A 24362-nucleotide genomic window follows, 5' to 3' on the forward strand; every position below is an offset into this window, starting at 1 on the left:
GTTTCCACAGGCTCATCCACAGAAAAAGACTCCGTGCCGGTTTTTATCCACAGGCGCCGACCCTCGGTCCGTATCCGTCACTATGCGCCCGAGCCTTCTAGCATTAGGGCATGGCCACACCGACAGTCGAACTCCGCGTCTTCACCGAGCCACAGCAAGGTGCGTCGTACGACGACCTTCTCCGTGTGGCGCAAGCTGCAGAGCGGGCAGGATTCGGTGCCTTCTTCCGCTCGGATCACTACTTGGCGATGAACTCCGACGGTCTTCCCGGACCGACGGATGCGTGGATCACGTTGGCGGGCATAGCTCGCGAAACGTCGACTATCAGGCTCGGGACACTGGTGACGTCGGCGACATTTCGCTACCCAGGTCCATTGGCGATCAGCGTCGCTCAAGTAGATGCCATGAGCGGCGGACGCGTCGACTTCGGTTTGGGTGCTGGGTGGTTCGAGGAGGAACACAAGGCATACGGCATTCCGTTTCCCTCACTAGGTGAGCGTTTCGACAAGCTCGAGGAGTCCCTGGCCGTCATCACCGGGTTGTGGGAAACGCCGTCGGGAGAGACGTTCTCGCACGACGGAAAGTACTACCCGATAGTCGATTCGCCTGCGCTACCGAAGCCGGTGCAGTCCCCCCGTCCGCCCATTCTCATCGGCGGCGGCGGCAAGAAGCGGACCCCCGCTCTTGCGGTGAAGTATGCCGACGAGTTCAACATTCCGTTCGCCTCCCTCGCGGACACGGACGCACAGTTCGGCCGGGTACGCGATGCAGCGTCGACCGCGGGTCGGGACCCGAGTTCGCTGATCTATTCCACCGCTCTCGTCCTGTGCTGCGGACGGACCGAAGAAGAGATCGCACGACGTGCAGGGGTCATCGGACGCGAGGTACCGGAGCTGCGAGAGAACGGCCTGGCTGGCAGCCCTGCCGAACTTGTCGACAAGATCGGTCGGTACAGCGAGCTCGGCGCCGAACGGGTGTATCTCCAGATGCTCGACCTGAGCGATATCGATCATCTGGAGCTGGTGGCGTCGGAGGTCATTCCGCAGCTTTGACCGCGGCTCCACTTTTACTGCCGCTGCGGAAGCGCATGTTCAGCCATCGCGCCGCAGGAACCTCGACCCACCGGTAGACCACTTCCGACACGACGGCCGTCACGCCCAAGAACACGAGGACTGCGCCGGTGGGTCCGGTCAGCGGGACAACGTTCTCGTACACGCGGTACAGGATCAGCGTGTGCACCAGATAGATGGCGTAACTGCGCGTGCTCGTCCACCGCACGAGCTCCCAATGTGCGATTCGGCCGTCGTAGCGCCCGAGGAGAAGGACCGTTCCTGCCACCACGACTATGGTCCAGAGGTATTGGTCCCCTGCCCAGTAAGCGTGAATATCGGTCGCCAATCGCACCACCTCGACCTGCGCGAAAACGGCCACGACGACCCATCTCCACCCGATGATCTTCGCCCACCCCAAATAGATGATCTGCCCGAGGAACAGCGTCGGCAGAGTGGCCGCAATCTTGGACAACATCGGTACCGACCATGGCTGCGGGATGTAGAGGTTGTAGATCAGAACCACCGCGCACAGCACGGCTCCGGCAATCGGAACGACGACCGGCCGCGCCCGCAGGACATCCCTGGCCAGGACGCAATAGAGGTAGAACAGCAACTGGACCGTCAGCGTCCAGGTGACGCCCAGCACCGCGACCTCGGGCTTCAGAAAGAACCCACCGAGAAGGAAGCTGAGCGCGGCTTCACTGTTGGTGATGCCGTCCTGGCCGCTGAACATTCCGTTGATTCCGAGCCGGACCAGAACGATCGCCGCAGCGACGGCCAACCACAACGCCGGGACCAGGCGCGCGAGCCTGCTGACCATGAAGTCCCGACGGGTTTGACGCATGGCCGACCGAGTGACCAGCAGACCAGTCAACATCATGAAGACTGCGACGCCCACGAAGGACAGGTGCTGGTTGAGCCCGGCCTCGTCGATTGCGACGCGAGTGACGACGTCGATGACCCACCAGCCCTCGCCGCGGTCGTCGATCAGATAGAACGAGATGTGGGAGTACAGCACCGCCAGAACGGCAAGGAACCGAAGCAGGTTTGCGCCGGTGAGTTCGACGCGCGGTGCACGTACCTGCTCGGCGGCAGTGAGGGTGTCGGCATGCTTGCTCGACCTACGCAAGGAGACCACGCGGGCAATCTTAGGTTCTCGTTCATCTGCCGGACGAATCGTAGCGCAAACCCGTGACCTCGCCGTGACCTGGAGGCACTGGCACACACACCGGAATTTATTCCGAAAAGGGGTCCAAGATTACAACGGTTGCACTAGGGGTACTAATGAGATTGGGTTGAAGCCTACGAATGATCCGAAGTAGGACGAGCGCGCCTGAACCACGGAAGGCGCGGCGTCGTTAGAGAAGGGAAACACGTGTCCGAGTACACACTGCCCGACCTTGATTTCGATTACTCCGCCCTCGAGCCCCACATCTCGGGCGAGATCAACGAATTGCACCACTCCAAGCACCACGCCGCATACGTCGCAGGCGCCAACACCGCGATGGAGAAGTTGGCCGCGGCTCGTGAAGCCGAAGACCACGGCTCCATCTTCTTGTTCGAGAAGAACCTCGCGTTCCACCTCGGTGGCCACGTCAACCACTCCATCTGGTGGAAGAACCTGTCCCCTAACGGTGGCGACAAGCCCGAGGGCGAACTGGCCGCAGCACTGGACGACAAGTTCGGTTCGTTCGACAAGTTCCGCGCACAGTTCACCGCGGCAGCCAACGGCCTGCAGGGCTCCGGTTGGGCCGTCCTGGGGTACGACTCCCTCGGGAAGAACCTGCTCACCTTCCAGCTGTACGACCAGCAGGCCAACGTCCCGCTGGGCATCATCCCGCTGCTGCAGGTCGATATGTGGGAGCACGCCTTCTACTTGCAGTACAAGAACGTCAAGGCCGACTACGTCAAGGCCTTCTGGAACGTCGTGAACTGGGCCGACGTCCAGGCACGCTTCGAGGCAGCTACGTCGAAGACTCCGGGGCTCATTTTCCCGTAGTTCTCGTCTGCACAGAATTTCCGCACGATTGGGCCATTCTTACCGCGGTAGCGGCAAGGGTGGCCCAGTCGTGTTTCCGGTATTCACCAAAAAATTGTTAGCACTCACACCGTCTTGTGTGCCAGTGCATTGCTGATCCATGCTTGCCCAACCCAACGTGGTGTACCTGAGCCTGCTCTGCCGAGTCGGGCGCCTGGAACGACCTTAGGGAGCTACGTCATGGACGATCGAGTACTCATCGGTGTATCCCCCTTCCATACCGGCGGAGAGCTCCGCGGTTTCGTCGTCTCGGGCCGGTGGCCGAACACGACGAAGGAATGGGCTCAGTTTCTCGTACTTGCCGTTCGTGTCGCGTCCATGCCCGGCCTACTCGGAACGTCCACGGTGTTCGGCGTCCGCGAAGAGCTTCCCGACGACCCCGAACCGGGAAGCATAGGTCTCGTCGTCGCCGAGGGACCGGTCATCGGCGAGATGGCCGTCACACCCGGCAGGTTTGCGCTGCACCAGCCGTCAGCGCTGTTCATGCTGCATCCGCCGGCGGAAACCACTCCGACGCTTCCCGAATGTGCTGGAGCCGCGTCGGGTTGCGTGCTTCTTCCCGGCCTCCCGCATCTCGGCCTCGAACATCGCGCGGCCTGGGTCGAAGCAGAGTCCGACGGGACCGTCACCTCGTTGGTCAGCAGGATCGGTCTCGACCCGATCAGCGATCCCGACACTGCAGTTTTGGCAATGCTTCTCGCCTCCTGACTACACCCGCACAGAAGTCTTCGGGCGCCCAAACTCAGTGCAGCAATGGACATTTGACGTTCACTCTCCTAACCTTGGCGCAGCGAAGGGGAGTAGCCCCCAATTACTGTGTCGACATACTGGCTTCACGCTCCGGTGGCGTGGCCCGGCACGGTGAACCGCCTCGGACAACCCGGCGGTGGGCGAGACCTTCGGTCATGCAACCGACCGAGGAGTCCTGCTACGTGCTATCCGCCCTGCTTCTCAGTTTTGTGGTGATATTCATCGCCGAGCTCGGTGACAAGTCCCAGCTCATGGCCATGACATTCGCGCTGCGCTACCGCTGGTACGTCGTCATCGGTGGAATCACCGTCGCCACTACCGTCGTCCATCTCCTCTCCGTAGCCGTCGGCCACTTCCTGGGCCTGTCCATCCCGACGAATCTCATCGCGGTGATCGGTGGCATCGCATTCGTGATCTTCGGACTCTGGACGTTGCGCGGCGACTCGTTGTCCGACGACGAAGGCCAGAAAGCCGGTCGCGTCACGCGTTCCGCATTCATGGCCATTGCGTCGGCATTCCTTCTTGCCGAATTAGGCGACAAGACCATGCTCGCGACGGTCACACTTGCCACGGACCACAATTGGATCGGCGTCTGGATCGGGTCGACCGTGGGCATGGTTGCCGCCGATGCGCTTGCAATCGTCCTCGGTGCCGTACTCGGCAAACACTTGCCCGAGAACGTCATTCGGATCGGCGCATCGGTGCTGTTCTTCGTCTTCGGGGTGTCCCTGATGCTCGACGGGTTGTTCCCCGGTACCGCTGCCGCATCGATCGGTGCAGTAACCGTCATCGCGATATCCGCAGCGGTCATTACCGGTGTGATTCTGACGCGTCGACGTCGGGCAAAGGCGTCGCTGACACCAGATCAAGTAACTGGCGTGCACGAGAGGTGAATCGCCCCATACACTCCCGAATGGAGGGTGTATGGAAAACACAGGTTCAGCAGGAGTGGAGCCGGCGGAACGACCCAAGGGGTCAGGAGTGGAGCCGGCGGAACGACCCAAGGGGTCAGGAGTGGAGCATCGGTCGCTGGATCGGTTGCTGCGCATGTTCGGACGGTTCGTCGGCACGGGATACGTCATCTATTTTGTCCTGTTGTTCTCCGAGTCGGTGCGGACGGCGGATCTGACGGCGTGGTGGTGGTCTCCGTTCGCCGGTGTCACGGTGTTCGGTTCCGGTGTCCTATTGGGTCTGGCGACGTTTTTGACCGATATTCGTTGGACTCGGTTCGCGGCGGGTGTGGCTGCGGTTTTGTACCTGGTCGCTGTCTGTACGTGGGTAGTGGCGTGGGATGGGATGTCGTTCGATGTGGCCGGGCTTTATCTGTCTGCATTTCCTGGGCTTGCTGCTCTCGCTGCTTCACTTGTGTGGCGCCCGGGTGTGGTGGCTGTCTATCTGGTTACCGTGGTGTTGGTCATTCAGTGGTCCAATGCACGTGTGCGGCAACCGTTCGTCGAACCGACCTTGTTCGCCGACATCGCTTTCGCCATCATGTTCTGCACCATTTTTGTTGCCGCTTTGCTCGGGGCTTTGCGCACGGCACGGATTCTCGATGCGACCATCGTTGCGACTCAGGCCAATGCTGCGAGTGCCGCTGCTGCGGCGGCCCGTGACGTCGAACGGGAGCGGTTCGACGCGCTCATTCACGACGGAGTGATGTCTTCGCTGCTGTCGGTGGCACGCCAGGGTCGCACCGAGTCCGTGGCGAGGCAGGCCAGGTCGACACTCGACCAGTTGGATGCGCTGCGTAGCTACTCCGTGGACAGGCGGTTCGACAGGGTGAACGCGGTCGCGCATCTGCGCGCGGCAGCTACCGACGCCGACGAGTCTGCGTCGATCGAGGTCGTAGGGGCGGCCAACTTGGGCACGACGTATCCGGCCGAGGCGGTTCGCGCCACTGGGGCAGCGCTGGCCGAGGCAGTCCGCAACAGCGTCAGGCATGCTGGTGAGGGGGCTATTCGGATGGTGACGGTGACTGCTGAGCCCGGTCGACTCGCAGTGTCGGTGTCCGATGATGGCGTCGGGTTCGATCCCGATTCCATCCCACCGCATCGGCTGGGTGTCGCGGTGAGCATTCACGGTCGGATGCGGCAGCTCGACGGCGGCTCGGCCGTGGTCTCCAGCGCGGCCGGTGCTGGGACGACGGTGCATCTCCAGTGGGAAGAGCTTGCGTGAAGTTTCTTCGATGGCCTTCTCACGGTGCGGAACGTCAGGACGTTCGCGACCTACTCGGAATGCGTACGCGCACTGCATATTTCATTGTCGTACTATTCTCTACAGCGTGCCTGATCAGCGCCGTGACGACGGCACCACCGGGGGCGAATTTCATTCCGCTGGCGTTGGCTGTTCTGATCAATGTGACCAGTTCACTGGTCTTGCTTACCGCACCGGGAGATCCACTCCCACTACGCTATTCGTATCCACTGATGCTTACCGGACCGGTCGCGTTATGGCTGGTCTTCGCGGTGATACCCATCCCGACGACCAATCCCCTGCAGACGTGGCCGCTCGGCGCATCGGTGGCAATTTATACATTCATGTGTGTTCGGGGCAGGACATTGTTAGCCTGGGTCGGTCTCGCCTCGCTCATCGGGTCCTCGGTGCTGTGGGCCGTGGTCCGTGGTCAGGGCGCGGCGTACGGGTTGTCGTTCAGCCTGATCAACGCGGCACCGCTGCTGATGTCGACGTTCTTCGCGTTCACCATTCGTCCGCTCGCACGGTCGATTTTCGAACTACGACGCCAATCCACGATGAGGATCGCGACCGAGGCCGCTGCGTCGGCGGTCCTCGAGGAACGTGACGCACAGCTGGAACGTCTGGACGAGCTTGCTCGGCCTCTGCTCGAGCGGACGGCGGCTGGTCCAGACCTCGAGCCCGATGAAGAATTGGCCTGCATTTTGCTCGAGGCCGATCTGCGAGATTCTCTTCGCGCTCGCGGGCTCCTCGACTCTCGGCTTCAGGAGTCTGTTCGAGCGGCGCGTATCCGTGGCGTCACGGTGGTACTCCTCGACGATCGGTCCGACGCTTTCCTCGCGTCGGAAATTCGCACTGCCATGATGACGTCGGCGGTGGAGCATATCGACCGAATCGAGAGTGGCACTGCGACAGTGCGATTGCTTCCTGCCGGCCGTGAGGTCTTGGCGACCATCCTCGTCGACGCCGAGCAGACGTATCGAGTCGAGTATGCGCCTGATGGTTCGTCGACGACACCTGACGAGGATGCGCTTCGCTGACTCGGGTACCTCCTATCTCCGCGGCACGAACCCCCGCCGGTTATGGTGCTCACGAGGCACGGGCCACATCGGGCCGCCAACAGCGAAGGGATTCGTCAGTGGAGATTTCGGGAACAGCAGCGCTGGTCACAGGAGGCGCGTCGGGGCTCGGGGCTGCGACGGCCAAGCGTCTCGCCGATGCGGGCGCCACGGTATTCGGCCTCGATCTGGCACAGTCCATCGAGCGCGCAGGCGACAGCGTGCCGGCCGGGGTGACGTTGATCCCCGCCGACGTCACGAGCGAGGCCGAGGTCGAGGCGGCTCTGGACAAGATCGCCGAAGCGGGCGTACCGCTCCGTATCGTGGTGAACTGTGCCGGCGTCGGCTGGGCAGGACGCATTCTGTCGAAGAAGGGTCCGCACGACCTGGAACTCTTCCGCACGGTCATCACCATCAACCTGCTCGGCACGTTCAACGTCATGCGTCTGGCCGCCAATCGGATCCAGTCGCTGTCTACAGTCGACGATTCAGGTCAGCGTGGTGTGATCGTCAACACTGCGTCGGTGGCAGCATTCGAAGGCCAGATCGGACAGATTGCGTACACCGCTTCCAAGGGTGGCGTACACGCGATGACGATCACCGCCGCACGCGACCTGGCTCAGTTCGGTATTCGCGTCAACACGATTGCACCGGGCATCGTCGACACTCCGATGCTCGCAGGCGTCACCGAGGAATACCGCAAGGGCCTCGAGGCGAGCGTTCCGTTCCCGTCCCGCCTCGCTCAGCCGTCCGAATACGCACAGTTGGTGCAGATGATCGCCGAGCACGATTACCTCAACGGCGAGACCATCCGCATGGATGGCGCAATTCGAATGGCTCCGCGCTAATTCGATCGCTTCAATGGTCCACTCATACGATTAGATAGCTACAGGGCGCCATTCAAGCGGTGGGCGGAATTGTCCCCCATCGCTTGAATGGTCCACTCATACGATCAGATAGCTACAGGGCGCCATTCAAGCGTCCGAGCCCGCGGTCAGACCCCGCGCGCAATCATTCAAGCCTCAGAGCCCGCGGTCAGACCGCCGAACGCAACGATTCGAGTGTCGGAATCTCGATCTCCGCTCGATCGCTCATCCATTCGCGGAGCACCTTCGTAGCCCGGACGTCGTCCTCGTTGTAGACCAACAGGCGTTCGCGCTGTGTCGTATCGGGTTCGGCGTCGTAACCGACGGCCTCGCGGTACCACCCCATCGATGCCTCACCGCCGGCCTCGGCGTCACGCCATTCGAAGCCTGCTACCGGTGCAATCTTCTTCAGTCCCTTGCCATTCGGGCAGATGAACTGATCGCTGACGGCCTGATAGATATCGACCCACTGCTCGCTGTCGATGAACTCGCGAATCTCCGCCTCGGTCGGTACTCCGCTGATGTCGCCGAAGCGTCGAGCCGAATCCAGTAGCCACTTGTCCTCGGCCGCCCGCGAATAGCAGTACGCCGCGAATGTCTTCCCGCGCGCAGCAGCGTCGGCCCGTTTACCCATGAGCCAGGCCCAGAATTCGGCGAAGGAACGACCCTCGTCCACGGTCGGAAGGGGATCCCACGTGACGAAGCCGCGGTACTGAGCCGGCGGCCCGCCCTTCTCGGTCAGCAAGGTGCCCCACATGTACGCACCGTGTTCCTGGTAGCTCTCCATATCGACGTCGACCTCGACGTCGGCGCGGTGGACTGTCACCTCGTCCGTGCGACGCAACAGGGGCACTCCGGCTCGCCAGGCCGTCGCGGCTGCTACGGCATCGGTGAAACTGCCGAACGGCCAGTTGTCGGGTTCGGGGCCGGAGAAGTCGGCCAGTTCGTCGATTGTGGACACACCCTGCTCACGCAGGGCATCTGCCCGCATGCCCGACGCCACCAGGCTGACGTCTCGATTGGCGACCAGTTGCGGACGGCAGTCCGTCCACCATGGGCACGATCGGCACTCGCTGACTTGCGAAGGCACGGTGAAGCTCTCTCCCCGAGCTACGGAGAGCCGGTCGAGGAATCGGGCGTCGTATTCGTCGAACACGGTGGTCAGGTCATGGACGAGGATGCATTCTGCGCGGTAGCCGATTGCACCACCGTGGGCGTTCGGGCTGGCGATGCCCTCGAAGTCGAGCATGCGGTAGAGGTGCGCCAGACGCAGTTGATCGCGGAGTTGGCTACGGACCTTCCGCGTCTCGTCCACCGCGGGTGCCCATTCGGTCAACCGTGACGTGCGCGCCCCGCGACCAGGGTCGGTGACCTTGTGATTGACCACGATGATCGGGATGTATCCGCCGTCGACGGGATCGAGCATCAGAATCTCGCTACGCCCGCGTCGTCCGGTCGTTCGTTCGATCGGTAGGACGGCATTCCAGATCCATGGCACGCGGCGGCGGCACGCGGCCATCGTCAGTTCCGATGCGGTGCGGGCATCGGGCGCCTCGATCTCGGTCCACCCGTCCAAGGTCTCCGACAATCTGGATCTGATGTCCTCACGCTGCGCGCGGGCTGCTTCACGGCGTTGACGAACCCCTGGATTCTCCGGTTCCTGCCGCAGCAACGCCGAGTAGGCCGTGTCCAGATACAACCGGTGTCTGCATCGCGTCAGCGACCCGGCATCGATGAGCACCGATGCCCCTCGTTCCACTGCGCGTTGGCTCGTCACGACCCGAGCCTATGTCCCCGTACCGACAGCAATGACACCGAGCGACGACGAAGCTGCACGAAGTGCAGGGCGCAGATGTTCTCGCAGCCATCCGTACCGATAGGCTGTGTCAAGCAATTGTGCGCGCGCCGCGCCGAACCGCCGAAGTTGACGTAAGGGGCCTTGTCGATGGGTTTGTTCCGTAAGCGCAAGGGTCGTGCCACTCGTAAGGCCGAAGCCAAGGCGCTCAAGCACAAAGCGACGTTGGAAGCGAAGTTCGGCGCCAAGAACGAACGCAAGCAGCTGAAGTCGATCGCGAAGGCACAGGGCAAGCTGAGCGCGGTGGAGGCCAAGTCTTCGAAGAACGTCGAGAAGGCTCAGGTTGCGGCCCTGAAGGCGCAGCAGAAAGCTGCGATGCAGGGCAAGTTCTCGGCGGCTCAGGTCCGCAAGTACATCGGTATTGCGCGGGTACTGATTCCGGTACTGACGCCCATCGTCTATCGAGGTGCAGCGCTGGTACGCGGCAAGCTCGACGAACGCAAAGCCTCGCAGCTCGGCATCGATCCAGCCGAGCTCGGCCAGTACACCGGTTACGGTGCCAAGCTCAGCGCCCGTATCGCCGGTGCCGAGAAGTCGCTGGAGAAGGTCACCTCCGGCTCCGGTGATGCCGAGACGACCAAGTTCGCCGACGCCATCTCCCAGCGGCTCACCGATCTCGGCACCGCTGTGCGCACGTCCGAGCAGATGCCGGCACCGCGTCGCAAAGCTGCCCACAACGCGATCTCGGCCGAACTCGACGGCATCGAAGCGGACCTGCTCGCCCGCCTCGGCGTCCGCTAGCGCCCGAACTCACCGATCCTGATGACCGCACCGGCAGCCTCACTTCGCGGCGGAGCTGTCGGTGCGCTGACGGTCACACTCGCCGTCGCGGCCCACGGCAGCGCGGGCGGCGGTTATCCGAGCGGGTCGGCATTGATGTTCCTGTTGGTCGTCGGTGTCGGAGTGGGTGCGCTCGCGACGATGCCCGCGCCGGGAATGGTCCGCCTTCTCGGTGGGCTGATGATCGGGCAGTTTGCCGCTCACCTGGCGCTCGCGGCCGGAAGCCCGCAGGAGATGACGCACAGCCACTCGGTGCTCCCGAGTGCGTCGATGCTTGCCTTCCACCTCGCGGCATCGACTGTTGCGGCAGTTCTCGTCTGCACTGCCGAGCGGTTGTACGGGCCGATCACCTCGATCGTGCGAGCAGTTCTCGACCCACCGCTACCCCTTCCCGACGCGTCAGCCGGCGGGCACGTCGGGGCGGTCGGGTTCACGCTGTCTCCGCAACACCGATTCACGACGTCGATCTCGAGGCGTGGGCCACCCGATTCGCAGCGGTAAGCGAGTCGAAGAGATAGGCCCACACACACTTTCGAGAAGGAATCCTCCATGAACAGCTTCATTCGTCGTGCCTCGATCATTGCAGGCGCCGCTTCGTTGGCACTGGTAGTCGGGACAGGCGCGGCTTCGGCGCACGTCTCGGTTGTTGCGCCGGGCGCCGAGCAGGGCGGGTACACCGTTCTGACGTTCCGTGTACCGACCGAATCCGACACTGCTGCAACGACGTCGGTGAAGGTGGAACTGCCGGGCCTGAAATCGGCACGCACACAGCCCATTCCGGGGTGGACGTCGACGGTCGACAAGAGCCCTGAAGGTCTCGCTACTGCCGTGACGTGGACGGCAAGCCCGGGATCCGAGGTCGGGCCGGGACAGTTCCAGCAGTTCCTACTCTCGGCGGGCCCACTGCCGGAGAAGGAGACGGTGAGTTTCCCGGCGACGCAGACCTACACCGACGGCAAGGTCGTCGCCTGGAACGAGGAGCCTGCTGCCGACGGCAGTGAGCCCGAGTACCCGGCGCCGTCGGTGACTCTCGCGGCCGCAGATGCTTCCGGCGACGGGCACGGGCAGACAAACGCGGCGGGGACCAGCTCGGACACCGCGGAAGCGAGCACCGAGTCGGGGTCGGACAACACGGCCCGTTGGCTGGCAGGTGTCGCGCTCGTTCTCGGTGCGCTCGGTGCAGCACTCGGAATCGGTGCAGCAGTGCGGGGCCGACGGTCATGAGGAAGCTCGTCGTGGCCGTACTCGCAGTTTCGGCACTGATTCTCGGTGCTCCGATCGCGTCAGCGCATTCGATCGTCACCGGGTCGAGCCCGGAGGAAGGTGCCGATATCGCAGCAGGACCTGCTCAGGTGTCCGTCACCTTCAACGAGGCGCCGCAGTCCCAGTTCGCGACGCTCAATGTGGTGGGACCCGACGGCAACTTGTGGTCCAAGGGCGATCCGAGGATCGAGGGACAGAGCATCGTCGTCGACGTCGGCGAGCTCGGTCCGGTAGGGCAGTACACAGTGGCCTACCGGGTGACCTCGGCCGATGGCCATCCAATCAGTGGGACGCGTACGTTCACCCTCACTCAGCAGGGATCGGGCACGCCTGGTGCGGCCGCGGACGCCGATGCGGGTGCCGACGCGTCCTCGGAGTCCGGCGGGGTTCCGTTGTGGCCGTTCTTGATTGTCGGTGGGCTGGTGTTCGGCGGTGCTCTCGCTTACACCCTGCGTAAGCCGAAAGACGAGCGGAAGCCGAAGGAAGACAGCTGAGGGTAGTGCGCGAGTTCCACCGGAGGTGGATGTTCGCGGCGGCAGTGTCGGGGATCCTCGGGGTGGGTGCGGCCTGGTTGCTGGCCCATCCCGAGGGCCCGGATCCGTCGGCGGTGGTTCGGGTGCTCGCCGATTGCCTCGGAGCCACTGCGTTGGGCCTTGCGCTGCTGCGCACCGAACTGTTCCCGGTGCGCAGCAGGCCGACGGTATGGCGGCAGGTCGCTGCCGTCGGAGGTGTGTGGACCGTCGCCGAAGTCGCACTATTGGTCGATGCCGCTGCCGAGTCCTTCGGCGGCGGCGTCACCAGGCTTCCGATGGCGCAGTTCGGTACTTATCTCACCGACATCACCGTCGGTCGTCTTGGGGTCGTGACGGTGTTGTGCACCGCGATCGTGTCCGGTTACGCACTGCTCTCCTATCGGCGCGGGAGTGAAGTGTCCCCGATACCTGTCGTGGTGTTCACCGTGATCGCACTCGTTGCGCGGCCGATCACCGGTCATATGTCGCAGCAGTTGTTCGGCGGATTGTTCGCCGCGGTGCACACGGTTGCAGCTGCGGTGTGGCTCGGGGTCCTGGCAGCAATGGCGTCGACTCTTCGGGCGAAGGGCGCGTGGGCGACGGCGCTTCCCGTCTACTCGCGGCTCGCCTGGTGGTCGGTGTGGGTATTGGCGGTGAGTGGCACGGTGAATGCAGCGGTCAGGATCGGCGGGTTCGGCGCCCTGTTGGACACCGGTTACGGGCGAATCGTGTTGGCGAAGACCGTGGTCCTGATTCTTCTCGTAGTGCTCGCGCGCCGGCTTCGGTTGACCTGGCTCGTTTCTGCCACAGCGCATCGAACGAAGGCAGATGAGTCGGTCGTCCGCGCGGCAGTGCACGTATGCGTCATCACGGTTGCGTTCGGTCTCGCGGCGGCACTCGCCACGACAGCATGACCAGGGCCTCGGGATCGGATGCGCGCCGAGATGACCGAGCGACGCCGCCTACGTTCGACAGTTAGGAAAGTGCCAAAAGTTTTACAGCACCGGCATTCTCGCCGGTTCCGTTGCTCACATAGCTGCTTGATCGCGACCCTGGAGTGCAACTGACGGGCTAGGCTCGAAGTGTCCGAAAGCCCATATATCGGGGTCGAGGAACAGCGGTGTCGGTGACTCCCGGTCCAGTCGGGGGCTGGGACACGGCACCGAGTGAAGCTATGAAGGAGCGAAACCTTATGAGCACTGTGTTGCCTGTGGTTGCTGGAGTCGACGGGTCGCCTGCCTCGCTGGACGCGGCGGTGTGGGCAGCGAACGCCGCGAAGCGCCGTGGCTTGCCGCTACTTCTGGTGTCGGTCACGCCTGTCTCACCCGGTGTTCTCAGTGTCCTGGTGCCGTTGCCGCAGGGGTTCTACGACGACCAGCGCCAGTTGACGACAAACGTGTTGCACGAGGCTCTCACGCGGGTACGCGCAGAACTCGGTGACGACGCGCTGGTGATCGAAACGAAGGCCGTCACCGGAATGCCGGCGGCGGAGTTGCTGGCGTGCTCGAAGCAGGCCGCAATGATCGTCACGGGTACACGTGGGCTCGGGGAGCTGACCGCGGGGTTGGCCGGCTCGGTGAGTTCGGCGCTGATCGGGCATGCAGGGTGTCCGGTCGTGGTCATCCACGGCGGCAAGCCACAGTCGAACGCTAGTGCAGGCCCGGTAGTGGTCGGAGTCGATGGCACCGACAACAGTGTCCCGGCAGTGGCGGCAGCGTTCGAGGAAGCGTCACTGCGTTCGGTGGACTTGATTGCGGTGCATGCCTTTTCGGACGTGCTGTTGGCGTCGTGGTTCGAGGACGATTGGGTCTCGATCGAAGAGGCAGAGCGCGCGGTGCTGTCCGAGCAGCTCGCCGGCTACGCCGATCGGTATCCGGATGTGAAGGTACGTTCGGTGGTGTCGAAGGACCGTCCGGTGAACTCTCTGCTCGAGCACGCCGACCAAGCGTCGCTGATCGTGGTCGGCAGCCGCGGGCGGGGTGGATACATGGGCATGTTGTTGGGTTCGACCAGCCGCGCGATCGTGCATACCGCCGAAGTGCCGGTCATGATCATCCGGCACTGACTACAAGTGTTGGCTACGAAGGTGTTCGAGAAACTCTTGACGGGAGTCCCGGCCGGCCTGTCGTTGTCGAGCAGAGGCGTCGAGGTTGGCGCGTAATTCGATGTGCCAGCGGCGGGTTGCAGTGTTGATGCGATCGGCCACTGTCGTCAGTTGCGTCAGGGTCGCGGTGATGGCGGCGTCGACGTCGTCACCGCGAAGACGATCGCCCGAGATCGTCAGGACGAACAGCGGCCCAGCACGGAACAGATGGTGCGAGATTACGCCGTGAACACTCGCATGAAAGGGCGGTGAGTCCGCGGGACGATAGTTCCACAGAAAGTGCGGGCCGGTGAGAGCGATGTCGACGACCACCCGGGGTCGGTGGTGGGATTCCCCGTCGGCAGTCTGGACGAGGGCGTCGCCCGGTCGGGATTCGGAGAGTTCACCGCGACGGGGCACACCCAGGGGTTCGAGGGCGAACTCGGCGCACACATGGTCGATGGCGGCGGTGGGGTCGGCCATGAAGCGTGCCTCGTCGATGTTCTCCAAGGCCGCGTGCGCAGATGCGAGGCGTTCCCTCAGAAACTGCTCGAGATCGTTGTTTTGAAGTCCGCCCACGCACTGATCATGCCTCGAGTTCGCGCCATCACTCCTCGGGGCTCCGCGCTTCGGTCGTCCGCCTCCCGGCATCCGACGCGTACTCACAGTCGTGGGGGTAGTAGAGGGTGTCGCCACCTGCGTGTTTGGCTGCATACATCGCGGTGTCCGCGCGGGTGTAGACCGTGTCGAACTCGGCGACGAGATCAGACGCGTCGGTGTGCGCAACTCCAATACTCACGGTAACTCCCGGATGCAATTCCGGGGCCAAGCGTGCCTGCAACTCGTCGGCCTGCGCGATGGCGTCGGCCGGGTCGATGTGAGTGACCACCGCGAATTCCTCACCGCCGGTGCGGGCCGTGACGGCCGGAGGACCGAACGCCGCGTAAATCGCATTCGCGACGGTGCGCAGCACGGCGTCACCGTGAGCATGACCATGTCGATCGTTGACGGCTTTGAAGTCGTCGAGATCGATGACCATCACCGTCACCAGCCCCACCCGATCGCCGATCTCGGAGATCGCAGCGGCAAGCCCTCGCCTGTTGCGGAGTCCGGTCAAAGGATCGAAGAGCGCTTTCGAAGCGTCCCGGCGCAGCACCAGCAACAGGACGTAAGAGAACGTGGGCGCAGAGAACAACAACAAGATCAACAGAACGAGATATGCGCACGCGACGACGGCGTCCCCACCGGGCTCGGCCAGTGCCCGCGCGAACAGGACACCTACTACTACTGCGGACCCAGCCTGGTGGGCGACGATCATCTTGGGTCCGTGGAACGCTGCGATGTAACCGCCGTTCACGGCGAGTCCAGCAGCGCACGGTAACGCAACGAACGGGTCGGCGAGCATCAGCAGGGCTGCGGCAATTCCCGCTTCGATCACGGCGACGAACAGACGTGAGTAGTTTTGGGTAGGCCACGGTCCGCGGACCCACAATGCGCCGAGCACGATCCCGATGGCTGCAAGACAGTAGGCCAGGCCCTGCCCGAACCCGTCGGGAACTCCGGCCGGAGTGAAAGTCGCCAAGATGCACAACACCGTGTAGAGCCAGCACCAGGTTCCCAACGCGACGCGAGCGTGCCGCAGAAGCGGATTGGAGCGCCGGTATTCCACGGACCAGGCGTTGTCGGTGGGTTCAGACCACCATCTTGCAAACGAGGACATACTCGGGAGAGCCTTCCGTACGAGAGGGTTCCGCTACTACAGCCCGAAATGTGTGGGCCGACCCCCTCGTCCGCAGCAACGTACCCCATTGTGACAGAGACAAGGACGATCAGTCCGATAAAGGGCACTCGGCCGGGTGCGCAACCAGACATGACTGCGGCACTGTGACGAACAAAATTGGTAAACCAGTTGTTTACCTCAGCTATGTATCTATATGGTTGCGTACAGCAAGTAAATGACATTGACCGTTGGAGCCCTCATGGCAGTAGAAACCACCACAGCAGAATCGCTTGTCGAAGAGGTTTTCCGCTTCGCTCGCTCTCTGCGACGAGCCGTGATCGCCGGTGACGACAGCTCGCCACTGCCACAAGCATTGACTGGTGTATTGACAATTCTCGCGACCGAGGGTGAGTGCCGACAGACCGACCTCGCCAACCGGGTGTGCGTCAGCCAGTCGGCCCTCAGCCGGCAGATCGCAGACCTGGTCGAACTCGGCTTGGTCGACAGGAAGCCCGACCCCGACGACAAACGCGCTTCTCGCGTGTGTGTTTCGGCAGCAGGTCGGCAGAAGTTGACGGCGATCTGGGACCGCCGGGCCCAGCGGCTACGAGAGTTGCTGTGCGACTGGACTGAGGACCAAGCTCTCGACGCACTCCAATCGGTCCGCCGACTCAACAACACATTTACCGAAGACGCGCTCGCTCAGCATGACGTAGCGCACTCGAACTTGATTGCGAGATGACCCTATGACCACAGGTACCGACGCTCCGCCAACCAAGGCAGTGGCCGATCCGGACGCGATGACCCACCGGCAGATCCTCGAAGCCCTCACCGGACTTCTCGCCGCGCTGTTCACCGCACTGCTGAGCACGACAATCGTCGCCACTGCACTGCCCACCATCATCGGTGACCTCGAAGGATCGCAGACCGCGTACGCGTGGGTCATCACTACCGCACTACTGGCCAACGCCGCGTCGACCCCAATTTGGGGCAAGCTCGCCGACCTGTTCAACAAGAAGGTGCTCGTCCAATCGGCGATCATCATCTTCGTCCTCGGCTCGATCATGGCCGGCTTCTCGCACAACGTACCGATCCTGTTGGCTGCCCGCGTAGTTCAGGGCATCGGCATGGGCGGGTTGACGGCACTCGTCATCGCCATCATCGGAACCATCGTCTCCCCGCGTGACCGTGGCCGGTATTCCGGCTACACGGGCGCTGTCATGGCAGTGGCCATGTCCGGCGGCCCGATCCTGGGCGGCATCATCGTCGACAGCCCCCTCGGTTGGCGCTGGTGCTTCTTCGTCTGCGTACCTTTGGCCGTCGTTGCCCTCGTCTTGGTGCAGAGGACCCTGCACATCCAGACCGTCCGCAAACAGAACGTCTCCATCGACTGGCTCGGCGCACTCCTTCTCACCGCAGGTGTATCCGTTCTGCTGGTGTGGGTTTCGTTCGCAGGCAAGGCCGACTACTACGCATGGTTCTCGCGTGAGACCGCAATCCTCGTCGGTGGCGGCCTGTTACTCCTCGTTCTGACCGTCATCGTCGAAGCACGACACTCGTCGCCGATCATCCCGCTCAAGATCGTCACCGAGCGCACAACCGGGCTGGCCATCATCGCGTCCATCGCGGTCGGCGTCGGCCTCTTCGGGGCGACCACGTTCCTCGGACAGTACTTCCAGACCGCACGCGGCTACTCCCCTACCGATGCCGGATTGCTGTCCATCCCGATGGTGTTCGGCATGCTTGTCGCCTCCGTCGGATCCGGGCAGTTGATCACCAAGTTCGGGAAGTGGAAGCCGTTCATCATCTCCGGTTCGGTACTGCTGGTCATCGGGTTCTTTCTCCTCGGCACCATCGACCATCAAACCAGTTTGTGGACGGTCGGTATCTTCACCACCATCGTCGGCCTCGGTACCGGCATGCTGATGCAGAACCTCGTTCTCGCCGTCCAGAACACGGTCAGCGTGCAGAATATCGGGGCTGCCTCGTCGACCGTGGCGTTCTTCCGAACCTTCGGTGGCGCAATCGGCGTCTCCGTTCTCGGATCGCTCCTGGCGACCCGCGTCGCCGAGAAGTCCGCTTCCGGTCTGACCCAGCTGGGGATCGACACCTCGGGTAGCAGCGGCGGATCTTCGTTGGATCTCGACGTACTGCCACCGCCGGTCGCGTTGGTCATCCGTACCGCCTACGGTGACGCGACAGGACGCATCTTCCTCATCGCCGGATTCGTTGCACTCATCACGTTGATCGCAGTGCTGCTGATCCCGAATCGTCCGCTACGTCAGACGATCGACATCGCACAGGCTCCTGAGCCCGGTGAGCAGATCGCCGAGATCCCGTCGTTCGGTACGGCTCGCGAATACGTGGCACCGGAGGTCGACGAGCACGACGTCACCGGCCGCCACGAGGCGCCGGCGGGGTCGGTACCGTTCGCAGGTCTGAGCGTCGATGCCCGCGACCGTCTGCTCAACCTGCTGCTCCCCGAGCCCAAAGGCACTCTCGAAGCGCTCGACGAAGCCGAGGTTATCCGCGCTCAGGTCGTTACCCTGCAACAGGAACTCGATGCCAAAATGCTCGATTTCGATGCAGTGTGCGAGCGGCTCCGGCGCCTCGGGCTCAGCGAGGACCAGATCGCACGGGTACTCGGAGACAATCACATCCCCGACCCTCACCAGAATTACGTGAGTTCGGACCTGAACGGCCACCGCGTCAACTAATTCACCAAAAGGAAGGGCCCCACACCAAATGGTGTGGGGCCCTTTCTTGTTCCTGATCAGCGGCCGGGAAGGTACTGCAGAGCCTTCACGAACGGAGGCATGATCTTCGCCCAGAGCTTCGGTGAAATTCCGCGCGGCCCACCGAGGTTGAGCAGTCGCGTCGTCGCGACCGTCTGAGACTCGGTGTACTTGAGCAGCCCGTCCGGTCCGTGCCGACGTCCCATGCCGGAGACTCCCATGCCACCCATCGGGGCAGCGGTCGATCCCCAAGACGGAGCGTAACCCTCGTCGACGTTGACAGTCCCCGAGTGCAGACGCACGGCGATCGCCTCACCCTGCGCTTTGGTCTTGGCCCACACACTGCCGTTCAAACCGTAATCGGTGTCGTTGGCCTTGGCGATGGCTTCCTCGACGTCCGCGACGGGGTAGATGGACACGAGCGGACCGAAAGTTTCGTTCGCGGCGCACTCCATCTCCTCGGTGACGCCGGTGAGTACGGTCGGCTCGTAGAACAGCGGTCCGACATCGGGCCGTGCCTTACCGCCGGCAATCACTGTGGCGCCCTTCGCTTTGGCATCGTCGACGTGCGCCGAGACGGTCTTGATCTGGTCCTCGGAGACGAGGCTCCCCATTTCGATACCGAACTCGTAGTCGGCGCCGAGTGACATGTTGCGGACCCGCTCACCGAATGTGGCGGTGAATTCCTCGGCGATCGACTTCTCGACGTAGATCCGCTCGATCGCGATACACAGCTGGCCCGAGTTGGAGAAGCAGGCGCGCACTGCCGCGTCGGATACGGTCCGAAGGTTGGCGCCCTGGGCGACGATCATGGCGTTCTTGCCGCCGAGTTCGGCTGAGAAACCGATGAGTCGACGCCCCGCCTGCTCGGCAAGCAATTTGCCCGTCGCAGTGGATCCGGTGAACATGAGGTACTCGGTGTTCTCGACGAGAGCGGTACCGACGACGGAGCCGGGCCCGGGAACAACGGCGAGCAGGTCACGCGGCAGGCCGGCCTTGTAGAGCAGTTCGACGACGGCAAGAGCGCAGTACGGCGTCTGGGAATCAGGCTTGAGTACGACGCCGTTGCCTGCCAGCAGGGCCGCGATGGCATCGGACACCGCAAGAGTCATCGGGTAGTTCCACGGCGAGATCACGCCGACGATGCCCTTGGGCTGGTAATGGACGGTGGTCTTCGTCAGCACCGGGAGCATGCCGGTGACGCGCTTGGGCGCGAGGAGCTTGGCTGCCACACGGGCATAGTGCCGCGAGGTCATCGCGATGTCCAGCACTTCTTCTTGAGCGGCTGCGCGGGACTTACCGGTCTCGGCCTGAGCCATGTCCATCAGCTCGTCACGATGCGCCAACACCAGGTCGCGGTACCTGTGGAAGATTTCGGCACGCTCGGACACCGGGCGTTTCGCCCACGCCTTCTGTGCGATGCGAGCCCGCGCGATGGCATCGGTGGCGTCGGCGGCGGTACCGACCGGGATGGTCGCCAGTTCCTTACCCGTGAACACCTCGGTGATCGACTTCGTCGGGCGGTCGGCGGCGTTGGGAATTGCAATGAGTTCAGCGAGCCTGGAGAAGGTCGCAGTGGACGGAGCTGGCATATCGTTACCCCTACTGGTGAGTAGTTCTTGGAGTTACACCTAACGTACCTGGTCGGTGGCTTGCAATACCCAGGGCAGTGGGCACGGTGTACCAGTTGTTGCCTGCTCGGATGGGATCCCGCTCACAATGCATGCAAGTGGAACACCATGCTCACCGTCGGGGGTTGCTCCGCGATGTATGGCAACATGGGGATCGGTCTTTCCTAGGCGTCGGGGCGCTCGAAGACGATCAGGGTGGGGACTTCATGCGTAGGACATTCGTTCTGGCAGGCGCAGCAGCACTGATGCTCGCTTTCACACCGATGGCAACAGCCGATCCGCTCGGAGACATCATCGCTCCCCCTGCCGATCCGTCCGCATACTTGCCGACGCCGCTCGAAGATCCATGGTTCGCCCCGCCCGCCGGTTACGAAACCAGCGAGCCCGGGACAGCCCTGAGGACCAGAAGTGTTGCAGTGCAACCAGGCACGACGTCAACGCAAGTACTGTTCCGATCCACCGACTCGAAGAACAATCCCATCGCAGCTACGACGACGGTCATCGTCCCGGACGGCCCGTGGACCGGCGACGGCCCGCGTCCGGTCGTCGCATACAACGAGGCGACAGATTCACTCGGCAATGCGTGCGCGCCTTCCCACACGCTCCCGCGGGGTACGAACAAGGAGCTCGATCGAATTCAAGAGCTGCTCGCGCGCAATTACGCCGTCGCGGTCACCGACTATCAGGGTCCGCGGCAGGCCTACTCCGCCGGTCTCGTCGCCGGCCACACGGTGCTCGACGGCCTCCGTGCCTCACACAGTGTGGGCGTCGACGCCGATGCTCCGGTGGCCATCACCGGCTACTCGGGTGGGGCAATAGCGTCCGGCTGGGCAGCTCAGTTGGCGCCGAAGTACGCGCCGGAGCTCGATATCGTCGGCGTCGCATTCGGTGGACCGCCGACCGACTACAAGATTCTGCAGCGTTCGCTCAACGGCGGGATCGGGTCCGGCCTGTTCACCGCAGCGACGATCGGCTTGTCCAGGGAGTACCCGGAGATGCGCACGCTGGCCAACGACAACGGCAAGCGATTGGCACTGATACAGAAAGACCAGTGCGTCGATGTGCTGTCCTACAGCGGCTTGCTGCTGTTCGACCAGCAGAACCTGTCCAACGTCCCCGACGTGTTCAACCATCCGATCACTCGCACAGTGATCGAGGAGAATCGCATGGGCCAGATCGCGCCCGAGGCGCCCACGTACATCTACCAGGGCCTGCAGGACGATTTGATCCCCAAGGAGGGCGCGGAAGCCGTCCAGGACCAGTGGTGCGCAGCAGATGCGTCGGTACATCTCGAGGAGATCCCCGGCGATCACTCGGCAGCCGAGGGTGCCGGACGGCCAGGCGCATTCGAGTGGATCTCGCAACGTTTGGCCGGCGTTCCGACCGGTGGATGCGAACGCGTAGTTCGATAGCTTGACCCTCACGTCACGGGAGGCTGCACAGTGTCCTTTGTGAGCGATTCAGAAACAATGAAGGTGGGCGAGGTCGCCCGCCTCGTCGGGATCAGCGTCCGAACACTGCATCACTACGACGAGATCGGACTCGTGGTGCCGTCCGGGCGCACTCCCAAGGGCTATCGCAGCTACTCGGCGGTCGACGTCGAGCGGTTGCATCAGGTGTTGACCTACCGCGAACTCGGGTTCGTGCTCGACGACATCTCCGCCCTTCTGGACGATCCGTCGGTCGACGCGATGGCACATCTACGCCGTCAACGCACATTGTTGGACCAGCGGATCGAACGCTTGCACGAGATGGCTGCGGCCGTGGACAAAATGATGGAGGCGAAGAAAGTGGGAATTCAATTGACACCGCAGGAACAGCGCGAGGTCTTCGGCGATGACTGGCTCGGCGACGAATACGCCGCCGAAGCCGAGGAGCGCTGGGGAGAAACGGAGCAGTGGAAGCAGTCCCAGTCACGAACCGCGCAGTTCACCAAGGACGATTGGAAACTGATCAAGGACGAGACCGACGCGATGGAACTCGATCTTGCAGCGGCCCTCGCCGCCGGGACCGCACCGGGATCGGCCGACGCCAATGTGCTGGCAGAGCGGCACCGCGCGAGCATCGCGCGCTACTACGACTGCGGCTACGAAATGCAGGTCAATCTTGCCGAAATGTACTTGGCGGACGAAAGATTCACCAAGCATTACGACGACATCGCACCGGGGTTGGCTCGGTATCTGCGTGAGGTGATCGTCGCCAACGCCGAGGGACAATAAGCGAACACCACCGAAGTCATTGCCACGGAATCGTATACGGCTTTTCGTCGTCGGCTGGCAGTGTGGGTGGAGGCGCGAACCAGATCGACAGCGGATCGCGTTTCAACTCTTCGACTTCCGGAGGTACGGGGCGGGACAGGGTTTCGATCTCGTCCCATCTACACTCGCCCGCCCCGACGCGCGCCGCGTACGCCCTCAATTCCGCGGAGGCTCCAGGAAGGGATGCAATGTCGTACATCATCGAACCGGTGACCGTTCGCGGTTGGTCGAACGACGGCAGCGGAGTGGATTCGACCTGGGCGCGCGTCTGAGCCATTCGATCCAATGCGTCGGACATCTTCCGCAGTGCCTGTCGCAGAACAGCATCATCGGGTTCGGTCATGCGTCTGCCCACGGTTCCTCACCTGTACCGAGCGAATACGGATCCTTCGGTACTTCGTACACCGGGCTCGCATCGGCAGTGTTCTTGATGTCCAGCAATAGCTTTGCATCTTCGATTTTTTCCGTGATGGGCGCCAGCTTCTGTTCGAACTGCTCGTTCATGTACCCGGTCGGACTGGCCACGAGCGATAGAAACTCCTTGAACGCGTCAGTGATCGTACGGATGGAGTCGACGAGTTTCATGCCCAGGTCGAAACCGGTCCGCAGAATCTCCCAGATTCTCCACAACTGATACGCGGCACCGGCAAAGGGAATCTTCTTCGACAGGAAATCCACCACTCTAGCCCCGCTGGTCAGGTCGAATTCCTTCTCGATCATCTCGCGGACCTTTGTCACCAGTACGCGGATCGAGTTGCTGATTTCATCCGCCGCACGTTCGGCGACCGCTTGAATGACACGGCCACACGCCCCCTCCCACTGCATCGCGGCCACTTGCTTTATCGCGTATTCACTGTAAGCAGCGGCCGCCATTCCGTCCCAGAACTCATCGACACGTGCGGTTCCCTGGGCGAGTGCGTCGCCACCCTTTTCCATCGCTTCACCCGCGATTCGATAGGTCCAGCCCAATCGCAACAAATCGTTCCAGTTGCCGCCGATGGGCTCGACGAGCTGCCGAAGCGGACTTTGCCCGATCATCGCTTCGATTGCGTCATCGATGTCACCGAGCCATCCAGCAGCATCAGCGATTACCGCGGCCAGATCGTCCGGAAGGCTCTCGGGCGGCGGGTAATCGATTCCTTCAGGGTGTCCGTAGTCCGCGGGATCGCCGAAAAGCTCCGCGGTACCGACCGCAGGCCGTTTCGAATCACCTGGGTCCCGCTCAGGATGGGGAAATGGGGGGAGTTGCGTGTGCGCATTCAGCGCCTCGTAGTTCTTCTTCTCCTGATCTGAATACAACCAGGCCGCGATGTTCAGCTTGTCGCCCAACTCGGTGCAATTCACCGCCAGATGAACGTGTCTGGTACGCCACGCGTTCCGAATATCGTCCAGCGGATCGAGAAGGGACCCGAAAATCTCGCCCTGATACGCACCGACTGGACCCGCGTGCTCGTTGAAATACTTGTACGACGTCAGCGTCTGAAGCCCAATTTCGGACACCGACCGGCCGAGTCCTGAGACCTCACCTGAAAATGCTTTGAACGTCTCCACTGAAAGACTCCTCGTTG

General features: G+C 62.8%; 24 protein-coding genes. 17 read left to right on the forward strand and 7 right to left on the reverse strand.

Annotation, left to right across the window (positions count from 1 at the left end):
* Positions 1-110 precede the first annotated feature (110 nt).
* Positions 111-1052 carry an LLM class F420-dependent oxidoreductase gene (locus BJD99_RS16110; RefSeq protein ID WP_084348180.1) on the forward strand — a complete coding sequence of 314 codons (942 nt, stop codon included), beginning with the start codon at positions 111-113 and terminating at the stop codon, positions 1050-1052.
* Here BJD99_RS16110 and BJD99_RS16115 read toward each other — a convergent pair.
* Positions 1036-2097, reverse strand: a complete 1062-nt coding sequence (locus BJD99_RS16115; protein ID WP_256895878.1) for an acyltransferase — start codon at positions 2095-2097, stop codon at positions 1036-1038. The two genes, BJD99_RS16110 and BJD99_RS16115, sit on opposite strands and share 17 nt — an antisense overlap.
* Before the next feature lie 330 nt (positions 2098-2427).
* Here BJD99_RS16115 and BJD99_RS16120 point away from each other — a divergent pair, with 330 nt between their 5' ends.
* The 6 genes from BJD99_RS16120 (at position 2428) to BJD99_RS16145 (ending at position 7939) form a co-directional block, all read left to right on the forward strand.
* Positions 2428-3051, forward strand: coding sequence for a superoxide dismutase (locus BJD99_RS16120; protein ID WP_084348182.1), 624 nt, complete (start codon positions 2428-2430; stop codon positions 3049-3051).
* A 219-nt stretch (positions 3052-3270) separates the two neighbouring features.
* The gene (locus BJD99_RS16125; RefSeq protein WP_084348183.1) at positions 3271-3798 is read left to right on the forward strand and encodes a peptidase; all 528 of its coding nucleotides are present in this window, start codon (positions 3271-3273) and stop codon (positions 3796-3798) included.
* Between the two features lie 224 nt (positions 3799-4022).
* Positions 4023-4733, forward strand: coding sequence for a TMEM165/GDT1 family protein (locus BJD99_RS16130; RefSeq protein ID WP_084348307.1), 711 nt, complete (start codon positions 4023-4025; stop codon positions 4731-4733).
* 121 nt (positions 4734-4854) lie between these two features.
* Positions 4855-6015: a sensor histidine kinase gene (locus BJD99_RS16135; RefSeq protein WP_256895801.1), complete on the forward strand. Its 1161-nt coding sequence runs from the start codon at positions 4855-4857 to the stop codon at positions 6013-6015.
* Positions 6012-7073 carry a hypothetical protein gene (locus BJD99_RS16140; protein WP_084348185.1) on the forward strand — a complete coding sequence of 354 codons (1062 nt, stop codon included), beginning with the start codon at positions 6012-6014 and terminating at the stop codon, positions 7071-7073. Before BJD99_RS16135 ends, BJD99_RS16140 begins: the two co-directional genes overlap by 4 nt.
* Before the next feature lie 98 nt (positions 7074-7171).
* Positions 7172-7939, forward strand: a complete 768-nt coding sequence (locus BJD99_RS16145) for an SDR family NAD(P)-dependent oxidoreductase (protein WP_084348186.1) — start codon at positions 7172-7174, stop codon at positions 7937-7939.
* Between the two features lie 187 nt (positions 7940-8126).
* On the opposite strand, the gene BJD99_RS16150 is transcribed toward BJD99_RS16145, so the two are convergent.
* Entirely contained in the window at positions 8127-9734 is a 1608-nt protein-coding gene (locus BJD99_RS16150) for a TM0106 family RecB-like putative nuclease (RefSeq protein ID WP_256895802.1), read from the reverse strand.
* Between the two features lie 168 nt (positions 9735-9902).
* Between BJD99_RS16150 and BJD99_RS16155 the strand changes: the two genes are divergently transcribed.
* From BJD99_RS16155 to BJD99_RS16180, 6 genes are all read left to right on the forward strand, one after another.
* Positions 9903-10553 (forward strand): DUF6474 family protein, encoded by a 651-nt coding sequence (locus tag BJD99_RS16155; RefSeq protein ID WP_084348187.1) that lies wholly within the window; start codon positions 9903-9905, stop codon positions 10551-10553.
* A 21-nt stretch (positions 10554-10574) separates the two neighbouring features.
* Positions 10575-11093: a hypothetical protein gene (locus BJD99_RS16160; protein ID WP_084348188.1), complete on the forward strand. Its 519-nt coding sequence runs from the start codon at positions 10575-10577 to the stop codon at positions 11091-11093.
* 48 nt (positions 11094-11141) lie between these two features.
* Positions 11142-11816 carry a YcnI family protein gene (locus BJD99_RS16165; protein ID WP_084348189.1) on the forward strand — a complete coding sequence of 225 codons (675 nt, stop codon included), beginning with the start codon at positions 11142-11144 and terminating at the stop codon, positions 11814-11816.
* Positions 11813-12349, forward strand: a complete 537-nt coding sequence (locus BJD99_RS16170; protein ID WP_084348190.1) for a copper resistance CopC family protein — start codon at positions 11813-11815, stop codon at positions 12347-12349. The genes BJD99_RS16165 and BJD99_RS16170 overlap by 4 nt, the downstream gene beginning before the upstream one ends.
* Before the next feature lie 5 nt (positions 12350-12354).
* Positions 12355-13281, forward strand: coding sequence for a CopD family protein (locus BJD99_RS16175; protein WP_256895805.1), 927 nt, complete (start codon positions 12355-12357; stop codon positions 13279-13281).
* Between the two features lie 278 nt (positions 13282-13559).
* A complete protein-coding gene (locus tag BJD99_RS16180) occupies positions 13560-14432 on the forward strand; it encodes a universal stress protein (RefSeq protein WP_084348191.1) in 873 nt (290 codons plus the stop codon).
* On the opposite strand, the gene BJD99_RS16185 is transcribed toward BJD99_RS16180, so the two are convergent.
* Positions 14433-15029, reverse strand: a complete 597-nt coding sequence (locus tag BJD99_RS16185; RefSeq protein WP_084348192.1) for a hypothetical protein — start codon at positions 15027-15029, stop codon at positions 14433-14435.
* Positions 15030-15057: 28 nt separating this feature from the next.
* On the reverse strand, positions 15058-16170 hold the full coding sequence (locus BJD99_RS16190; protein WP_084348193.1) for a GGDEF domain-containing protein: 1113 nt from the start codon (positions 16168-16170) through the stop codon (positions 15058-15060).
* A 259-nt stretch (positions 16171-16429) separates the two neighbouring features.
* On the opposite strand from BJD99_RS16190, the gene BJD99_RS16195 reads away from it, so the two are divergent.
* Positions 16430-16912 carry a MarR family winged helix-turn-helix transcriptional regulator gene (locus tag BJD99_RS16195; protein WP_084348194.1) on the forward strand — a complete coding sequence of 161 codons (483 nt, stop codon included), beginning with the start codon at positions 16430-16432 and terminating at the stop codon, positions 16910-16912.
* 58 nt (positions 16913-16970) lie between these two features.
* Entirely contained in the window at positions 16971-18887 is a 1917-nt protein-coding gene (locus BJD99_RS16200; RefSeq protein ID WP_179142383.1) for an MDR family MFS transporter, read from the forward strand.
* Positions 18888-18943: 56 nt separating this feature from the next.
* Here the strand turns inward: BJD99_RS16200 and BJD99_RS16205 are convergent, their stop codons facing one another.
* Complete coding sequence (locus BJD99_RS16205; protein ID WP_084348196.1) at positions 18944-20497, reverse strand: succinic semialdehyde dehydrogenase; 1554 nt, start codon at positions 20495-20497, stop codon at positions 18944-18946.
* Positions 20498-20742: 245 nt separating this feature from the next.
* On the opposite strand from BJD99_RS16205, the gene BJD99_RS16210 reads away from it, so the two are divergent.
* Complete coding sequence (locus tag BJD99_RS16210) at positions 20743-21948, forward strand: lipase family protein (RefSeq protein WP_084348197.1); 1206 nt, start codon at positions 20743-20745, stop codon at positions 21946-21948.
* A gap of 57 nt (positions 21949-22005) precedes the next feature.
* Positions 22006-22755, forward strand: coding sequence for a MerR family transcriptional regulator (locus BJD99_RS16215; protein ID WP_084348312.1), 750 nt, complete (start codon positions 22006-22008; stop codon positions 22753-22755).
* 16 nt (positions 22756-22771) lie between these two features.
* Here BJD99_RS16215 and BJD99_RS16220 read toward each other — a convergent pair whose 3' ends face one another.
* Both BJD99_RS16220 and BJD99_RS16225 read right to left on the reverse strand, forming a co-directional pair.
* Entirely contained in the window at positions 22772-23137 is a 366-nt protein-coding gene (locus tag BJD99_RS16220; protein WP_084348314.1) for a hypothetical protein, read from the reverse strand.
* Positions 23134-24345, reverse strand: coding sequence for a hypothetical protein (locus tag BJD99_RS16225; protein WP_084348198.1), 1212 nt, complete (start codon positions 24343-24345; stop codon positions 23134-23136). Before BJD99_RS16225 ends, BJD99_RS16220 begins: the two co-directional genes overlap by 4 nt.
* Between the last annotated feature and the right edge of the window lie 17 nt (positions 24346-24362).

It is taken from the genome of Rhodococcus sp. 1163 (genome assembly GCF_002091985.1).
GTDB lineage: Bacteria > Actinomycetota > Actinomycetes > Mycobacteriales > Mycobacteriaceae > Rhodococcoides.

Excerpts from the sequence above, each read along its gene's own strand:
- BJD99_RS16155 (WP_084348187.1), top strand. The coding sequence starts at position 9,903 with ATGGGTTTGTTCCGTAAGCGCAAGGGTCGTGCCACTCGTAAGGCCGAA.
- BJD99_RS16170 (WP_084348190.1), top strand. The coding sequence starts at position 11,813 with ATGAGGAAGCTCGTCGTGGCCGTACTCGCAGTTTCGGCACTGATTCTC.
- BJD99_RS16125 (WP_084348183.1), top strand. The coding sequence starts at position 3,271 with ATGGACGATCGAGTACTCATCGGTGTATCCCCCTTCCATACCGGCGGA.
- BJD99_RS16210 (WP_084348197.1), top strand. The coding sequence starts at position 20,743 with ATGCGTAGGACATTCGTTCTGGCAGGCGCAGCAGCACTGATGCTCGCT.
- BJD99_RS16195 (WP_084348194.1), top strand. The coding sequence starts at position 16,430 with ATGGCAGTAGAAACCACCACAGCAGAATCGCTTGTCGAAGAGGTTTTC.
- BJD99_RS16220 (WP_084348314.1), bottom strand. The coding sequence starts at position 23,137 with ATGACCGAACCCGATGATGCTGTTCTGCGACAGGCACTGCGGAAGATG.
- BJD99_RS16160 (WP_084348188.1), top strand. The coding sequence starts at position 10,575 with ATGACCGCACCGGCAGCCTCACTTCGCGGCGGAGCTGTCGGTGCGCTG.
- BJD99_RS16190 (WP_084348193.1), bottom strand. The coding sequence starts at position 16,170 with ATGTCCTCGTTTGCAAGATGGTGGTCTGAACCCACCGACAACGCCTGG.
- BJD99_RS16165 (WP_084348189.1), top strand. The coding sequence starts at position 11,142 with ATGAACAGCTTCATTCGTCGTGCCTCGATCATTGCAGGCGCCGCTTCG.
- BJD99_RS16200 (WP_179142383.1), top strand. The coding sequence starts at position 16,971 with ATGACCCACCGGCAGATCCTCGAAGCCCTCACCGGACTTCTCGCCGCG.
- BJD99_RS16110 (WP_084348180.1), top strand. The coding sequence starts at position 111 with ATGGCCACACCGACAGTCGAACTCCGCGTCTTCACCGAGCCACAGCAA.
- BJD99_RS16180 (WP_084348191.1), top strand. The coding sequence starts at position 13,560 with ATGAGCACTGTGTTGCCTGTGGTTGCTGGAGTCGACGGGTCGCCTGCC.
- BJD99_RS16205 (WP_084348196.1), bottom strand. The coding sequence starts at position 20,497 with ATGCCAGCTCCGTCCACTGCGACCTTCTCCAGGCTCGCTGAACTCATT.
- BJD99_RS16215 (WP_084348312.1), top strand. The coding sequence starts at position 22,006 with ATGAAGGTGGGCGAGGTCGCCCGCCTCGTCGGGATCAGCGTCCGAACA.